At 54.9% G+C, this 14,221-nt stretch carries 15 protein-coding genes; 7 read left to right on the top strand and 8 right to left on the bottom strand.

Annotated elements, in window-relative coordinates; translation table 11 throughout:
- The 4 genes from HP564_RS00500 to mntR all read right to left on the bottom strand — a co-directional run bounded on the left by HP564_RS00500 (window position 1) and on the right by mntR (window position 4,499).
- The gene (locus tag HP564_RS00500) at window positions 1-1,569 is read right to left on the bottom strand and encodes a DHA2 family efflux MFS transporter permease subunit (protein ID WP_371239162.1); all 1,569 of its coding nucleotides are present in this window, start codon (window positions 1,567-1,569) and stop codon (window positions 1-3) included.
- Complete coding sequence (locus tag HP564_RS00495; protein WP_371239160.1) at window positions 1,566-2,765, bottom strand: HlyD family secretion protein; 1,200 nt, start codon at window positions 2,763-2,765, stop codon at window positions 1,566-1,568. Before HP564_RS00495 ends, HP564_RS00500 begins: the two co-directional genes overlap by 4 nt.
- Before the next feature lie 145 nt (window positions 2,766-2,910).
- Window positions 2,911-4,020 carry an SLC13 family permease gene (locus HP564_RS00490; RefSeq protein ID WP_371239158.1) on the bottom strand — a complete coding sequence of 370 codons (1,110 nt, stop codon included), beginning with the start codon at window positions 4,018-4,020 and terminating at the stop codon, window positions 2,911-2,913.
- A gap of 17 nt (window positions 4,021-4,037) precedes the next feature.
- Window positions 4,038-4,499: a manganese-binding transcriptional regulator MntR gene (mntR, locus tag HP564_RS00485; RefSeq protein ID WP_371239156.1), complete on the bottom strand. Its 462-nt coding sequence runs from the start codon at window positions 4,497-4,499 to the stop codon at window positions 4,038-4,040.
- A 266-nt stretch (window positions 4,500-4,765) separates the two neighbouring features.
- On the opposite strand from mntR, the gene HP564_RS00480 reads away from it, so the two are divergent.
- The gene (locus HP564_RS00480) at window positions 4,766-4,960 is read left to right on the top strand and encodes a hypothetical protein (protein ID WP_371239154.1); all 195 of its coding nucleotides are present in this window, start codon (window positions 4,766-4,768) and stop codon (window positions 4,958-4,960) included.
- Between the two features lie 158 nt (window positions 4,961-5,118).
- On the opposite strand, the gene ompX is transcribed toward HP564_RS00480, so the two are convergent.
- Complete coding sequence (gene ompX / locus HP564_RS00475) at window positions 5,119-5,631, bottom strand: outer membrane protein OmpX (RefSeq protein WP_371239152.1); 513 nt, start codon at window positions 5,629-5,631, stop codon at window positions 5,119-5,121.
- 376 nt (window positions 5,632-6,007) lie between these two features.
- Between ompX and rhtA the strand changes: the two genes are divergently transcribed.
- From rhtA to glnQ, 5 genes are all read left to right on the top strand, one after another.
- Window positions 6,008-6,919: a threonine/homoserine exporter RhtA gene (gene rhtA / locus HP564_RS00470; RefSeq protein ID WP_371239150.1), complete on the top strand. Its 912-nt coding sequence runs from the start codon at window positions 6,008-6,010 to the stop codon at window positions 6,917-6,919.
- 328 nt (window positions 6,920-7,247) lie between these two features.
- Window positions 7,248-7,751, top strand: coding sequence for a DNA starvation/stationary phase protection protein Dps (gene dps / locus HP564_RS00465; RefSeq protein WP_371239148.1), 504 nt, complete (start codon window positions 7,248-7,250; stop codon window positions 7,749-7,751).
- A 321-nt stretch (window positions 7,752-8,072) separates the two neighbouring features.
- A complete protein-coding gene (gene glnH / locus HP564_RS00460; protein ID WP_371239146.1) occupies window positions 8,073-8,819 on the top strand; it encodes a glutamine ABC transporter substrate-binding protein GlnH in 747 nt (248 codons plus the stop codon).
- A 74-nt stretch (window positions 8,820-8,893) separates the two neighbouring features.
- Window positions 8,894-9,553, top strand: coding sequence for a glutamine ABC transporter permease GlnP (gene glnP / locus HP564_RS00455; RefSeq protein ID WP_371239144.1), 660 nt, complete (start codon window positions 8,894-8,896; stop codon window positions 9,551-9,553).
- Window positions 9,550-10,272 carry a glutamine ABC transporter ATP-binding protein GlnQ gene (glnQ, locus tag HP564_RS00450; RefSeq protein ID WP_371239142.1) on the top strand — a complete coding sequence of 241 codons (723 nt, stop codon included), beginning with the start codon at window positions 9,550-9,552 and terminating at the stop codon, window positions 10,270-10,272. The genes glnP and glnQ overlap by 4 nt, the downstream gene beginning before the upstream one ends.
- Before the next feature lie 192 nt (window positions 10,273-10,464).
- Here glnQ and rlmF read toward each other — a convergent pair whose 3' ends face one another.
- Window positions 10,465-11,385 (bottom strand): 23S rRNA (adenine(1618)-N(6))-methyltransferase RlmF, encoded by a 921-nt coding sequence (gene rlmF / locus HP564_RS00445; RefSeq protein WP_371239140.1) that lies wholly within the window; start codon window positions 11,383-11,385, stop codon window positions 10,465-10,467.
- A gap of 141 nt (window positions 11,386-11,526) precedes the next feature.
- On the opposite strand from rlmF, the gene HP564_RS00440 reads away from it, so the two are divergent.
- Window positions 11,527-12,159 carry a flavin reductase family protein gene (locus tag HP564_RS00440; RefSeq protein WP_371239138.1) on the top strand — a complete coding sequence of 211 codons (633 nt, stop codon included), beginning with the start codon at window positions 11,527-11,529 and terminating at the stop codon, window positions 12,157-12,159.
- Between the two features lie 17 nt (window positions 12,160-12,176).
- On the opposite strand, the gene hutG is transcribed toward HP564_RS00440, so the two are convergent.
- Both hutG and hutI read right to left on the bottom strand, forming a co-directional pair.
- Window positions 12,177-12,968, bottom strand: a complete 792-nt coding sequence (gene hutG, locus HP564_RS00435; protein ID WP_371239136.1) for an N-formylglutamate deformylase — start codon at window positions 12,966-12,968, stop codon at window positions 12,177-12,179.
- Window positions 12,965-14,182 carry an imidazolonepropionase gene (gene hutI, locus HP564_RS00430; RefSeq protein ID WP_371239134.1) on the bottom strand — a complete coding sequence of 406 codons (1,218 nt, stop codon included), beginning with the start codon at window positions 14,180-14,182 and terminating at the stop codon, window positions 12,965-12,967. The genes hutG and hutI overlap by 4 nt, the downstream gene beginning before the upstream one ends.
- Between the last annotated feature and the right edge of the window lie 39 nt (window positions 14,183-14,221).

Raw genomic sequence — 14,221 nt, 5'->3', positions numbered from 1 at the left:
TCAGTGTGCTCCTGCACTGCCTTCGCTTTTAATCGGCGAAAGCAGCCAACAAAATGGAATCATGATTAAGGCAATGATGCTCAGGCCCGAAAAGACATCGATGTATGCCAGAATGCGTGACTGCGCGACCATCTCCTGATAGAGCTGACCCGCCGCCAGCGTTGCCGGATCGCCTACCGCCGAGGTAAAGTCGCGAATTGCCTGCGCCCAGTGCTGCAAGGTGATATTGAACTGCTCGTTGAGCGGCGTCATGTTATGCACCATATGCGCCGAGCGAACCTGTTCGCGTTCAGTAATGGCTGCGGTCGACAGCGAAATGCCAATCGATCCGGCCACGTTACGAAACATGGTAAACAGCGCTGAGGCGTCAGCATTAAGGCGTTGCGGAATGGTAATAAAGGCGATGGTAGTGAGCGGCACAAACAGGAAGCCCAGACCAATCGACTGTGCGCTGCGCATCATCACCAGAGTTTCAAAATCCACATTCGGCGCCAGGGTCGACGAATACAAAAATGCCAGCGTCAGGCAGGTAAAGCCAAACGCGATAATATAGCGTGTCTGTACGCGCGGCATCAGGGCCAGGACCAGTGGAATCGTCAGCACAATTAATATTGCCCCAGGTGACAGTACCAGGCCTGACCAGGTAGCGGTATAACCGAGATCCTGCTGCGCCAGCTGCGGCAGAACGACTGAACTGCCGTAAAGGATCATTGCCATACCCGCCATCAGCAGTCCCGACACCCAGAAATTGCGATCCTTCATCACCAGAATATCGACCACGGGCTTGCGGGCATACATCAGCCAGTACACTGCGCCGACGATGCCCACCAGCGCCAGTACGGCGAACAGAACAATGAAATGCGAGGCAAACCAGTCCTCATCTTCGCCACGATCGAGAAAGACCTGCAGACAGCCCAGCCCCAGGGTGATCAGGCCGATACCGATATAGTCGATATTTAACCGCCCTTTCGCCCACTTGCGCTCCCACGGTGGATCTTCCAGCAGCTGATAGATCGCCAGCACCGTCACAATGCCCACCGGGATGTTGATAAAAAACACCCAGCGCCAGCTGTAGTTATCGGTGATCCAGCCGCCGAGCGTAGGGCCAATAACCGGTGCCACGATAATGGCAATTGAGGAGAGACCAAACGCCTTACCGCGATCGGCTGGCTTAAAGTAATCAAGCAGAACTGACTGCTGCACCGGCTGCAAACCGCCGCCGAAGAAGCCTTGAAGCACGCGAAACAAAATAATCTGCCAGAGCTCAGTGGCAATACCGCACAGGAATGAACAGATGGTGAACATCACAATGCAGATCAGGAAAAACTGTTTACGCCCAAAAAGCCGGCTAAAAAAGGCAGAGATAGGCAATACAATGCCGTTCGCCACCAGATAGGAGGTCAGCACCCAGGTGGATTCGTCGTAGCTGGATGAGAGTGAACCGGCAATATGGGGCAGCGCCACGTTAACGATGGTAGTGTCCAGAATCTCCATGAACACCGCCAGCGTGACGGTAATCGCCACCAGCCAGGGATTGCTGGAGGGTTGCCAGCTCTGTGACTGGCTCATTCCACGGTGACCTTTGGTTCTACCGACAGGCCGAGCGGCAGCGGATGGTTAGGATCCAGCCCTTTATCAATCACAATTTTCACCGGCACGCGCTGCACGATTTTCACGTAGTTACCGGTGGCATTTTCCGCCGGGAAGGTAGAAAAGCGCGAACCAGAGCCCATCTGAATGCTGTCGACGTGCCCTTCCAGCTTCATATCAGGCCAGGCGTCGACGCTGATCGCCACTTTGTCGCCCGGATTCATACGTTCCAGCTGAGATTCTTTAAAATTAGCGGTAATCCAGATCTCGGGCGATACCAGCGAAAACAGCGAACTTCCCGCCTGCACCAGTGTGCCGAGCTGCACGTTACGCTTAGTGACAAAGCCGTCATAGGGCGCACGAACCTGAGTATAAGAGAGATTCAGCTCTGCGGTATTCAACTGCGCCTGTGCCTGAGCAACCTGCTGCTGGCGCGCTTCGACATTGGTTTCCTGCTGGCGAATTTGCAGTGCGACCTGAGAGGCAACTTCGACCTGCGCCTTAGCGCTCTGTAACTGTGCCTGCGCCGATCGCAGCTGCGCCGCGGCAGTATCAATGTTGCGCTGGCTGGTAGCACGAGGATCAACGCCACGCTGGCGGCGATAGTCCGCTTCAGCGTTTAACAGGTTCGCCTGTGCTTTCGCCTGGTCTGCCAGCGCCTGATCACGCTGTGCCGGATACTGAACTTTTGACAGCGCGAGCTGCGCCTGAGCCTGATGCAGCTGCGCCTGGGCCAGTCCCAGCTGGGCTTTCGCCTGATCGCGCTGGGCAAGGGTATCACGCGGATCGATCTCAACCAGCAGATCGCCTTTCCTTACGCGCTGGTTATCGTTTACCAGCAGCTTCACCACATAGCCAGAGGCTTTGGGGGCGATAGTGACTGCATCACCTTCGGTAAAGGCGTCGTCCGTGGTCTCTTCGTTGCGCGTGCTAAACCAGAACCAGAATCCCACAATCAGCATGATTACCACGACAATGGCGAGGATGATCAGCGGCTTTTTGCCGGGCCTTTTGCGTTCAGGCTCATCGCTATTTTGTTCGGACTGCGCCTCTGAGTCGTTATTCTGTTCAGACTGCGCTTTTGAATCATTATTTTGTTCAGACTGCGCCTTTGAAGGGTCGTGCGCGTTGTTCGCATCATCCTGATGGGATTCGCGTTTCTCTTTCTCGCTCATAGTCAGTTCCGCTTGGCTAACGCCCTAATTCCCGGGCATAAAAGGTCAATTTAACAGTAGATGTTAAATTGACATTTTCCAGCGTTTCTTGACCTTTCCCGACAAAAGTGGCACATCCTGCAACATACGCAGAAGCCCAACGGCCCTAGCGCAGTATCTGCAGCAGTAACCAGCCGCTGGCCATCGACCAGGCGAGCAGAGGCAGGGAGAACAGATGAAACTGCCACCAGACGCGACGATCTTTCGCCATGCGCAGGGCGATAAGGTTGGCGAGTGAGCCGGGTAACAGCCCAAAGCCTCCAATATTTACTGCCCAGGCGAGGACTTCGGAAGGCGGCAGCTTTTGCAGCAGCAGAATGGTGGCAGGGACATTGCTGATAACCTGTGACAGACCAATTCCCAGCAGATAGATGGCCCCTTCACCCAGACGGGACACCGCGTCGAAATGCTGCTGCACGACAGGCAAATGCGTCAGCAGATAGACATCAACAAACATCGCAATAAATACCGCCAGCAGGCTCCAGTCGATATTAATCAGCACCTTGCGCGCCATGATCAGGTAGCAGCCAACGATCAGCAGCAGCGCCCAGCCTGTGACGTGCCATTCAAGCGCAGCCACAAACAGCACGTAAAGCAGCACGCTGACCGCAAACAGCGGTTTTTGCCACTCTCGCTCCTCATCATCGCCATGTTTCTGGATCTCGCGCGGCTTAAAGCTAAACCAGGTCAGGGCCAGCAGCGTGATCATCAGCCACACGGCCAGCGGGGCCATTTGCGCAATAAAACCGGCGACGCTCAGCTTGCCGTGACTCCAGAGTAAAATGTTTTGTGGGTTGCCGACCGGGGTCAGTAAAGATCCCGCATTCACCGCCAGCGCTTCAAAAATAATTAGCCTGGATAACGGCAGGCGCGAAAATTTACGCAGTGTCAGCGTGAGCGGCACCAGAATAAACAGCGCGACGTCGTTAGTCAGAAAGGTTGAAAGCAACGCGGCAGCCAGCACCATAAACAGCGCCAGCGCGCGCTCGTGGCGGAAACGCCCGATTAACCGCGCGCCCAGCACATCAAAGTAACCGCTGGCCTCCAGCCCCTTGGTTAACAGCAGCAGGCCGGTCAGCGTGACAATGGTGTGCCAGTCAACCGCGCCCGGCAGATCCGCCCAGCGATAATTAGCCAGCAGCAGTAAAATTGCGCCAAGTACGAGCAGAAGATGCAGAATACGATCATGCAAAAAAGTGCGCAGCACGGTTAACATGGTAGGGGATCCGGTAATTAACGGCGGCTTTCGTAAAATTTCTGGAAGACAGCCAGGGTTTCATCACTGACGTGATGTTCAATGCCTTCGGAATCGCGACGCGCGGTTTCCGGACTAATTCCCAGGGCCAGCAGAAAGGTTTCAACAATATGATGACGCGCGCGGCTTTCCGCTGCCAGTTTCTCGCCTTCGCTGGTCAGAAAGACGCCACGGTATGGCACCTGCTCCACCAGCCCAGCGGTACCGAGACGCTTTAACATCTTGGCGACAGTGGGCTGCGAGACGCCAAGACGCGCTGCCATATCGACCTGACGCGCTTCGCCGAATTCCCCAATTAAATCTGAGATCAGCTCAACATAGTCATCGATTAATTCACGACGATGCGCTTCGCGTACCTGTCGAAATCCTTCGACATGCTCTTCAATATCTTTCAGGGGCCCTTGCGCAGCAGATACCCCATTTTTGGCACGACGACTCATTCAACTTCCTCTCTGTTATTCTCCGTGCCCGCGTAGCGAAACGGATAGGCTGCGCTCATTGTAAACCAGGCTCAAAGAAGCTCAAATTTTTCGTAAATAGCATTGGCTACAGGGTATAGCCAGTGCTATATTTGTCGATATTGTAGGCAATCACGCGGACAATGGAGAGACGATCGTGCAGGATCCTTACTTGCTTTTACTGCTGTTTCTCTTGTTTATCGCCGGGCTCTGCCTGCTGTTACGCCGATACTGATTGGGAGGTCAACATGAGCACGATGAAATGCTGCATTGACTGTGGCAAATGCTTCCAGACTGAAAAACCGGTTTCATCCGGCGCGCTGAAGTCCTGGCTGTGCTTGCTGAGCCGCTCCCCCTTTTCCCTGCGCCTGATGCTGGTTGAAAAACTGCTTGGCACCCGGCAAGACGCGCGTCGCTGCCCCAACCTTATCTGGCGCGGTTAATCCGCCCCGCTTCTCTACAGCCTTTCGCGTAATGCAAAGGCTGTTTTGCTATCTGGCTTCGGCTTACGCCCGTTATCCGCCAGCAGCAATCAGCTAAAAACAGACATAAAAAAACGGCCGCTGAGGGCCGTTTTTTTTGCAACTGGTCTAAGCAAAACTTAGAAGCTGTAACCTACGCCAGCAATCCAGGTGCCAACGTCAACGTTACGGATACGGCTCTGCTCGTAACCTACGTCGATAGCGAACTGCTGGTACGGGTTAAACTGCAGACCAGCACCGTAGGAGAAGCCTACGTCGCTTGAATCAGATTTAGAACGGACAACCGTTTCGTTCTGCTGGAATTTGCCGTAGCCGATACCTACTACGCCATAGATGCTTGCCCAGTCATTCAGACGGTAAGCAGGACCAGCAGTGAAGCCATAGTACTGGCCTTTGTTATAGACGCCAGACTCAGTGCGATCTTTTTCGGTGTAGGTGAAAGAACCGATCCAACCCAGCGGGTTAGAGCCGTCTTCATAACGGTATTTCAGGTTGAAACCGTTAGCTTTGTTAGCCACGCCCTGATAGTCGGACTGAGCGTAACCGCCGGTGACTGTGCTCTGCGCCATTGCGGAACCCGCAGAAACTGCCAGAACACAAGCCAGTGCTGAAAGACATGCAATTTTTTTCATAACCACCTCAAATGTGATAATACTTCTCTCCTGACAACGCTAAAAATATAACAAAACTCAGCAAGAAACTCTGCCCGGAAATTATTGTCTAACAGAATGTTTGGTGTAACAGAAAGTTAATGAAGTTTCCTATGTCATTCATTTAACTTATGAATTTCATCTTTAAAGGGCAGTGAATTTTTTTTGATATTTATTGTCCTTTAAGTTAATTCCTAAAAAATCCTGACAGTTCTTTACGGAACTGGTCCTGAAATGGGTCAAAATTCGTTCAGGCGAGCGTCTGAGTTACCCTGTAGTCTCCTCTTCTTTTTGTCCTGATTCCATTACACTGGGCAGCTCATCGGTGTTTCATTGACCTACAGGACGCGTATACAGGATGTCTCTCTCTTTCTCTGGCAAAAATGCCACACCGGCCATGTCGGTTGCCCTGCTGCTGGTGGCTATGATGTCACTTCAGGGTGGCGCATCCCTGGCAAAATCGCTTTTCCCCGTCGTAGGGGCAACCGGTATCACGGCACTGCGTCTCGGCCTTGGCACGCTTATGCTGTGCGTTATCTTCAAGCCCTGGCGATTGCGTTTCACGCGTGAGCAGCGTCTGCCGCTGCTGCTGTATGGTCTGGCGCTGGGCTGCATGAATTTTTTATTCTATCTGTCACTGCGCACCGTGCCATTAGGTGTCGCGGTTGCGCTCGAATTTACCGGCCCGCTTACCCTGGCGCTGCTGGGCACGCGCCGTCTGCTTGATTTTATCTGGGTCGCGCTGGCCGTCGCTGGACTCTGGTTTTTGTTACCCTTTGGCGAAAGTTTGCACGCCATCGATCCGCTGGGCGCTGCGCTGGCAGTAGGAGCAGGCGCATGCTGGGCTGTGTATATTCTGGCCGGACAGCGTGCAGGAGCCGGGCATGGCCCAGCAACCGTTGCGCTGGGATCGGTAATAGCATCATTAATCTTCGTGCCTGCGGGCCTGGCCTTCGCCGAACCCGGCATCTGGCACTGGAGCGTGATCCCTGTTGCTCTGCTGGTTGCTCTGCTCTGCAGTGCGATCCCCTATTCGCTGGAAATGGTTGCTTTAACGCGTTTGCCAGCGCGTATTTTTGGCACGCTCATGAGCCTTGAGCCTGCCGTTGCGGCACTCTCAGGCATTCTTTTTTTGGGTGAAACGCTGTCGCTAAAACAGAGTCTGGGCCTGATAGCGATTATACTGGCTTCCGCTGGCGCCACGCTAACGCTGAAACCGCGCAATAACCAGCTGAAAAAAATTGAATTAAATCCCTCGCCGCCGCAATAGCTAATTCCGCCTGTAATCAACGCAGGCGGAAAATATGTCTCCCCTGCGAATGCCTTTTATTTTAACCGCAGATACACACAAGAATTATCTTTTTGAAACATTTTGTTTAAAATCATTGTACTTGCGTGTAAAAAATTGTGCCTTCGTGGTGAGATGACTTTCATTATGGCAGTGGCTAAGCGGAGACATCGTTAATTTCTGTTAACGTGTTATCCGTAAATGCTATCTATTTCATCCATCGTTAAGCTTAATCCTGCAAACACCAAAAGCGCTGCTATACTTATTCCCGTGCTTGATTAGGACAACTACCAAAGAGAGGATTCACACGATGAGTACCGCAAAACTGGTTAAAACTAACTCTTCCGATCTGCTTTACACGCGTAACGATGTAGCTGACGACGAGAAAAAAGCTACCATTGAGGTGCTCAACCGTCTGGTGGTGGAATTTATTGATCTGTCGCTGATTACCAAGCAGGCGCACTGGAATATGCGCGGTGCCAATTTTATTGGCGTACATGAAATGCTGGACGGTTTCCGCACCACCATTACCGATCATCAGGACACCATTGCAGAGCGTGTGGTGCAGCTGGGCGGCGTTGCGCTGGGTACCACCCAGGTTGTTAATGACAAAACGCCTCTTCAGAGCTATCCGCTGAACATCCACAGTGTTCAGGACCATCTGAAAGCACTGGCTGATCGTTACGCTATTGTGGCAAACGACACCCGTAAAGCGATCACTGAAGTAAACGATGAAGACACTGCAGATATTTTCACCGCTGCGTCTCGTGACCTGGATAAATTCCTGTGGTTCATTGAATCTAACATCGAATAAATTTACGTAAGTGACAGGCGGGGCAACCCGCCTTTTTTGTGCCTGATTAACAACAAACACCCTGTTTTTTGACCTTCATAACACTTCTGTGCTACTCCGCTTCACACCCTTATTCCCGCGTGCAAAGGTGCGCTTGCACCAAAAATGTCTTACGCACCATTACAGTGCACTTTTTTGGTGCAATCCATTTTAACGTTGCAAAATCGTGTCAGCTTCTGTATTTAACCTGCTGATTTAAAGCAAGATGAAAAGTTGGCATAATTTTTTCATATAGTAAGCTGTATACACTGCTTATAAGCCGGGTAGTAATAAGGAAAAATGATGAAGTCACTGTTTAAAGTCTCTGTGGCCGCGCTGGCGCTGGCCCTCTCACTCTCTTCTGTTGCAGCTGAAAAAAAACTCATTGTCGCCACTGATACCGCTTTTGTTCCCTTTGAATTCAAGCAGGGTGATAAGTATGTCGGCTTTGATGTTGACCTCTGGGACGCTATCGCAAAAGAGCTGAAGCTGGACTACACCCTGAAGCCGATGGACTTCAGCGGCATTATTCCTGCACTGCAAACGCGCAATATCGATCTGGCGCTGGCAGGCATTACCATCACCGACGAGCGCAAAAAAGCCATTGAATTTTCTGACGGTTATTACAAAAGCGGCCTGCTGGTAATGGTACGCAATAACGAAAACGACATTAAAAGCATCAGCGACCTGAACGGCAAAGTGGTGGCGGTGAAGAGCGGTACCGGTTCAGTGGATTACGCGAAAGCGAACATTAAAACCAAAGACCTGCGCCAGTTCCCGAATATCGACAATGCCTACATGGAGCTGGGTACCAACCGCGCCGACGCGGTGCTGCACGATACGCCAAATATCCTTTACTTCATCAACACCGCAGGCAAAGGCCGCTTTAAAGCGGTAGGCGAATCGATCGAAGCGCAGCAGTACGGTGTCGCCTTCCCGAAAGGCAGCGACGAGCTGCGTGAAAAAGTGAACGGCGCGCTGAAGACGCTGAAAGAGAACGGCACCTATAACCAGATCTACAAAAAATGGTTCGGCACTGAGCCAAAATAATAATGTACTGACGTTACTTTGAGCAGGGACGTGCTCCCTGCTTTTTTCTATCGCAACAAAACTGGAGTCACACCATGGAGTTTGACTGGAGCGTCATCTGGCCCGCAATGCCGGTGCTGATTGAAGGCGCAAAAATGACCTTGCTGATCTCAGTTCTGGGTCTGATCGGCGGCCTGATTATCGGCCTGGTTGCGGGCTTTGCACGCGCCTATGGCGGCTGGCTGGCCAATAACGCCGCGCTGGTCTTTATTGAGATTATTCGCGGTACCCCTATCGTGGTGCAGGTGATGTTCATCTACTTTGCGCTACCGATGGCATTTCCGGATCTGCGCATCGATCCCTTCACCGCTGCGGTGGTGACGATCATGATCAACTCTGGTGCCTACATTGCGGAGATTACGCGCGGTGCCGTTTTGTCAATCAACAAAGGCTTCCGCGAAGCGGGTCTGGCACTGGGCCTGTCGCGCCGTGAGACACTGCGCTACGTTATCATGCCGCTGGCGCTGCGCCGCATGCTACCACCGCTGGGTAACCAGTGGATTGTCAGCATCAAAGATACCTCACTGTTTATCGTCATCGGCGTGGCAGAACTGACGCGTCAGGGCCAGGAGATCATTGCCGGTAACTTCCGCGCACTGGAGATCTGGAGCGCCGTCGCGATTATTTATCTTGTGATTACGCTGGTGTTGAGCTTTGTGCTGCGCCGCATTGAAAAAAGGATGAAAATCCTGTGATTGAATTTAAAAACGTTTCAAAGAGCTTCGGTACCACCCAGGTCCTGCATGACATTAACCTGAAAATCAATCAGGGCGAAGTGGTGGTCATTATCGGGCCGTCTGGCTCTGGCAAATCAACGCTGCTGCGCTGCATCAATAAGCTGGAAGAGATCTCCAGCGGCGATCTGATCGTTGATGGGCTGAAAGTCAACGATCCCAAAGTGGATGAACGTCTTATCCGTCAGGAAGCGGGCATGGTGTTCCAGCAGTTTCATCTGTTTCCACAGATGAGTGCGCTGGATAACGTCGCGTTCGGCCCTGTTCGCGTGCGTGGTGCGAAAAAAGAAGAGGCGCAAAAGCTGGCACGCGAGCTACTGGCGAAGGTCGGCCTTGCCGAGCGCGCGCACCATTTTCCGTCTGAGCTCTCCGGCGGCCAGCAACAGCGTGTTGCCATCGCGCGTGCGCTGGCGGTCAAGCCGAAGATGATGCTGTTTGATGAGCCGACTTCAGCCCTGGATCCCGAGCTGCGTCACGAAGTGCTGAAAGTCATGCAGGATCTGGCAGAAGAAGGCATGACGATGGTGATCGTCACCCACGAAGTTGGCTTTGCACAGAAGGTGGCTTCGCGCCTGATCTTTATCGATAAGGGCACCATTGCGGAAGATGGCGATCCTGACACGCTGATCACCCAGCCGCCGAGCGAGCGCCTGCGCGAATTTTTACAGCACGTCTCCTGAGTGTTCGGGCCGACCTACCGTCGGCCCGCCTTTCCCGACCGCCTCTCTTTTATTACGCAACCACCGGATCCTGAATGGCGCACGCCGCGCTGGGTAAGCAAAAAAAGGCTGTAGCGACTTTGTTCAGGCAGCGCATCAGATCAGACAGCCCGGCAACAGGCTGGTAACGGCTTCTGCGTCGCCGGGACGGGTCTATTTCGCCAGCCGCTGCGCACGCAGGGTGGCTGGCATAAAGCTCCAGGCAAGAAAACGGCTCTGCTTATTGCCCTGCGCCATATTGACTACACGTACCTCTGCAATATCCAGCGCCCGCAGCTGTTTTTCCAGCACGGCCAGGTTTTCGCGGCGCGAAACCAGCGAGGTAAACCAGAGGCACTGGCGCGCTAGCGATACGCTCTCAGCGATCATCTTGCCAACGAAGGCTTTTTCACCACCCTCGCACCACAGTTCATTATGCTGACCGCCAAAGTTAAGGGGCGCTGCGCGCTCCAGCTTAAGATTACGCACCTTGCGCTGCGAACCGGCGGCGGCCTCCGCTGCCGAGGCGTGGAACGGTGGGTTGCAGATCACGGCGTGGAAAAACTCGTTTTTATTTACCACGCCTGCCAGTACCGCCTCCGCATATTTCTGACGACGCAGGCGAATGCGGCGCGCTAAGCCGGGATTGGCTGCTACGATACGATGAGCCGCTTTCAGCGCCACCTCGTCGATATCAGTGCCGGTAAAGCGCCAGCCATACTCCGCCTGACCAATCAGCGGATAGATGCAGTTTGCGCCACAGCCAATATCCAGAATATCCGCCTGGGGGATAACGCCCCGGTTATCCAGCGCCAGCAGGTCGGCCAGATAGTGCAGATAGTCGGCGCGCCCCGGCACCGGTGGACAGAGCGATCCCGGCGCAAGCTGCCAGTCGAGGCCGTAAAAGAGCTTCAGCAGCGCCTGGTTCAGCAGCATTACCGCTTCCGCATCGGCAAAATCGATTGACTGTGCACCATAGCCGTTAGGCCGTACTTTGGCCGCCAGCGGCGGATGCGCGGCGGTTAAGGCGGCAAAATCGTACTCACCCTGATGGCGATTACGCGCGTGGAATAATGTCGTGGCTGGCTTGTTCATGGCGTCTCCCGTTTTGCAGGCGCGTACAATACGCCGCAGCGCCGGGAAAATAAAGCCGCACAATCCGCTTACACATTTATTCCCGGTACAGCGGATGCTGTAGCACTAAGATATTGTTAACACTTCGCTACGGGATAAAAGATGACGCACAAACGCTATTCCTATCAGCCGCGCGCCGGCCATGGCCTGCCGCACGATCCGCTCAACGCCATTATCGGCCCGCGCCCGATTGGCTGGATCAGTTCGCTCTCCGCTTCGGGCCAGCGCAACCTGGCACCGTACAGCTTCTTTAACTGCTTTAACTATCACCCCCCCATCATTGGCTTCGCCAGCAGCGGCTGGAAAGACAGCGTGCGCAATATCAGCGAAAGCAAAGAGTTCGTCTGGAACCTGGCGACGCGCCCGCTGGCGCAGGCGATGAATGAAAGCTCAGCTTCCGTTCCGCCTGAACAGGATGAGTTTGCGCTATCGGGCGTGACGCCGCTGCCTGCCTCACAGGTGAAGGCCAGCCTGGTGGCGGAAAGCCCGGTGAATTTTGAGTGCCGTTTAACCCAGCTTATCCAGCTTCAGGATGCACAGGGTAATCCGATTGACAGCTGGCTGGTGCTGGGCGAAGCGGTAGCGATTCATATCGACGAATCGCTGCTGGAAGAGGGCATCTACCAGACTGCACGCGCTGAACCTATTCTGCGCGCAGGTGGGCCGAGCGCCTACTACGGCATTAGTGAAAATGAGCGTTTTGATCTGGTGCGTCCGGACGCGCGTCGCCGCTAAGCGCGGCGCGCGCAGCCTTACGCTGATTTACCCTGCTCAATAAAGCGTTGCAGCAGCGGCTTCAGCACCTTTTGCAGAGCTGAGGCCCGCGCCTGTTGCCAGGCGAAAGGCGGCGTCTCATCCATGTAGTTCACCTGCGCCAGTTCCAGCTGCACCGCCTGCACCCGCGCCTCTGGCCTGCCATAGGCACGGGTGATATAACCGCCCTTGAAGCGTCCGTTTACTACCCAGCTGTAGTCGCTCTGCGCCGCGCAGACCGCTTCCAGCCCCTGCACCACCGCCGCGCTACAGCTCCTGCCGTCGTTGGTACCAATGTTAAGGTCGGGCAGGCGTCCCTCAAACAGGCGGGGTATCACGCTGGCAATAGAGTGCGCGTCAAACAGCAGCGCGTAGCCGAATGCTGCCTTCAGCCGTGCCAGCTCCTGCTGGATCTGCTGGTGATAGGGCTGCCAGATTTCGGCGAGATAGCGTTCACGCTGCGCAGCCGTTGGCGTTTTGCCCGGCGTAAAAGTCGGCGAACCATCAAACAGGGTTTCAGGATAGAGACCTGTGGTTGCCGTTGCATAAAGCGGCTGGTTGTCTGCCGGACGATTGAGGTCAACGACAAAGCGTGAATAGCGGCCGATCAATACGCTGGCACCAAGGTCGCGCACAAAGTCGAACAGCAGCGGAACATGCCAGTCGGTGTCCGGCAGGCCCCGCGCCGCATCGCTCAGGCCGGCCTCCACTTCGGGCGTAAGCTGCGTACCGGCGTGCGGTATGCTGACCAGCAGCGGCAGGCTGCCCGGCGTAAAGTGAAAGGGTGTCATTGCATGGCTCCACGATAGATAACAGTACAGGGCAGTTCACCGCCCAGCCAGTAGGTCAGTTCAGCCGGACGAGCCAGCGGCCAGTGAACAAAATTTGCCACCTTGCCCGCCTCCAGCGATCCATGCGTAGCCTGTAATCCCAGGGCCTTCGCGCCCCAGATAGTGACGCCTGCCAGCGCCTCTTCCGGCGTCATGCCAAAGAGCGTACAGCCCATATTGAGCATCAGGCGTAGCGACAGGGCGGGCGAGGTGCCAGGATTAGCATCGCTTGCCAGCGCCATCGGCACCCTGTACTGGCGAAACAGCGCCACCGGCGGCGGCTGCGTTTCACGCAGCAGATAAAATGCGCCAGGCAGCAGCACGGCCACCGTCCCCTGCTCGCCCATCGCCTTTGCATCCTCTTCTGTAGCGTATTCCAGATGGTCGGCAGAGAGCGCACCGTAGCTTGCTGCCAGCCGTGCGCCACCGAGCGAAGAGAGCTGTTCAGCATGCAGCTTTACCGGCAGCCCCAGCGCGGTAGCCTTATCAAAGACTCTCGCCACCTGTGCGGGTGAAAAGGCGAGATGCTCGCAAAAGGCATCGACCGCGTCAGCCAGCCCGTTGGCCTTCACCTGCGGCAGGATGCGCTCGCAAATCCGATCGACCCAGCCCTCAGGATGCTGTTTAAACTCCGGCGGAAAAGCATGCGCGGCCAGGCAGGTTGCCAGTACGTCAGCCGGTACGCTCTCGCCCAGACGACGTATCGCACTCAGCATGCGCAACTCGCTCGCCTCATCCAGCCCGTAGCCCGACTTGATCTCTACCGTGGTGACGCCCTCTGCCAGCAGCCGGTTGAGCCGCCAGCGCGCCGACGCCACCAGTTGATCTTCACTGGCCTCGCGCGTGGCGCGCACGGTGGCGAGAATCCCCCCACCCTGCGCGGCGATCCCGGCGTAGCTGACGCCGTTAAGGCGCTGCTCAAACTCTGCGCTGCGGTCCCCGCCAAACACCAGGTGGGTATGGCAGTCAATCAGGCCTGGCGTCACGATCCCGCCATCAAACTGATGCTGATGACGGGGGGTAAAAGCGGGCATTTCAGCGCGTGGCCCTACCCAGATCAGCTCCCCCGCCTCTACCGCCAGTGCACCATCGTCGATGATGTGATAGTTGCCTTCACGCATGGTGACCAGACTGGCCCCAAACCACAGGCTGTCAATCTGCCTGCTTTCCGCCATTGCACACCTCCTTCGCGAGGGGCGATTTACTCGGCCCAT

It is taken from the genome of Pantoea sp. KPR_PJ (assembly GCF_041386365.1).
Classification (GTDB): Bacteria; Pseudomonadota; Gammaproteobacteria; order Enterobacterales; family Enterobacteriaceae; genus Pantoea.
The sequence above is the reverse complement of the archived record's forward strand: the minus strand, read 5'-3'. Positions and strand labels throughout refer to the sequence as shown.

Excerpts from the sequence above, each read along its gene's own strand:
- rlmF (WP_371239140.1), bottom strand. The coding sequence starts at position 11,385 with ATGAACAAGCCAGCCACGACATTATTCCACGCGCGTAATCGCCATCAG.
- HP564_RS00500 (WP_371239162.1), bottom strand. The coding sequence starts at position 1,569 with ATGAGCCAGTCACAGAGCTGGCAACCCTCCAGCAATCCCTGGCTGGTG.
- glnH (WP_371239146.1), top strand. The coding sequence starts at position 8,073 with ATGAAGTCACTGTTTAAAGTCTCTGTGGCCGCGCTGGCGCTGGCCCTC.
- ompX (WP_371239152.1), bottom strand. The coding sequence starts at position 5,631 with ATGAAAAAAATTGCATGTCTTTCAGCACTGGCTTGTGTTCTGGCAGTT.
- HP564_RS00490 (WP_371239158.1), bottom strand. The coding sequence starts at position 4,020 with ATGTTAACCGTGCTGCGCACTTTTTTGCATGATCGTATTCTGCATCTT.
- HP564_RS00495 (WP_371239160.1), bottom strand. The coding sequence starts at position 2,765 with ATGAGCGAGAAAGAGAAACGCGAATCCCATCAGGATGATGCGAACAAC.
- glnP (WP_371239144.1), top strand. The coding sequence starts at position 8,894 with ATGGAGTTTGACTGGAGCGTCATCTGGCCCGCAATGCCGGTGCTGATT.
- HP564_RS00480 (WP_371239154.1), top strand. The coding sequence starts at position 4,766 with ATGAGCACGATGAAATGCTGCATTGACTGTGGCAAATGCTTCCAGACT.
- hutI (WP_371239134.1), bottom strand. The coding sequence starts at position 14,182 with ATGGCGGAAAGCAGGCAGATTGACAGCCTGTGGTTTGGGGCCAGTCTG.
- HP564_RS00440 (WP_371239138.1), top strand. The coding sequence starts at position 11,527 with ATGACGCACAAACGCTATTCCTATCAGCCGCGCGCCGGCCATGGCCTG.
- dps (WP_371239148.1), top strand. The coding sequence starts at position 7,248 with ATGAGTACCGCAAAACTGGTTAAAACTAACTCTTCCGATCTGCTTTAC.
- rhtA (WP_371239150.1), top strand. The coding sequence starts at position 6,008 with ATGTCTCTCTCTTTCTCTGGCAAAAATGCCACACCGGCCATGTCGGTT.
- hutG (WP_371239136.1), bottom strand. The coding sequence starts at position 12,968 with ATGACACCCTTTCACTTTACGCCGGGCAGCCTGCCGCTGCTGGTCAGC.
- mntR (WP_371239156.1), bottom strand. The coding sequence starts at position 4,499 with ATGAGTCGTCGTGCCAAAAATGGGGTATCTGCTGCGCAAGGGCCCCTG.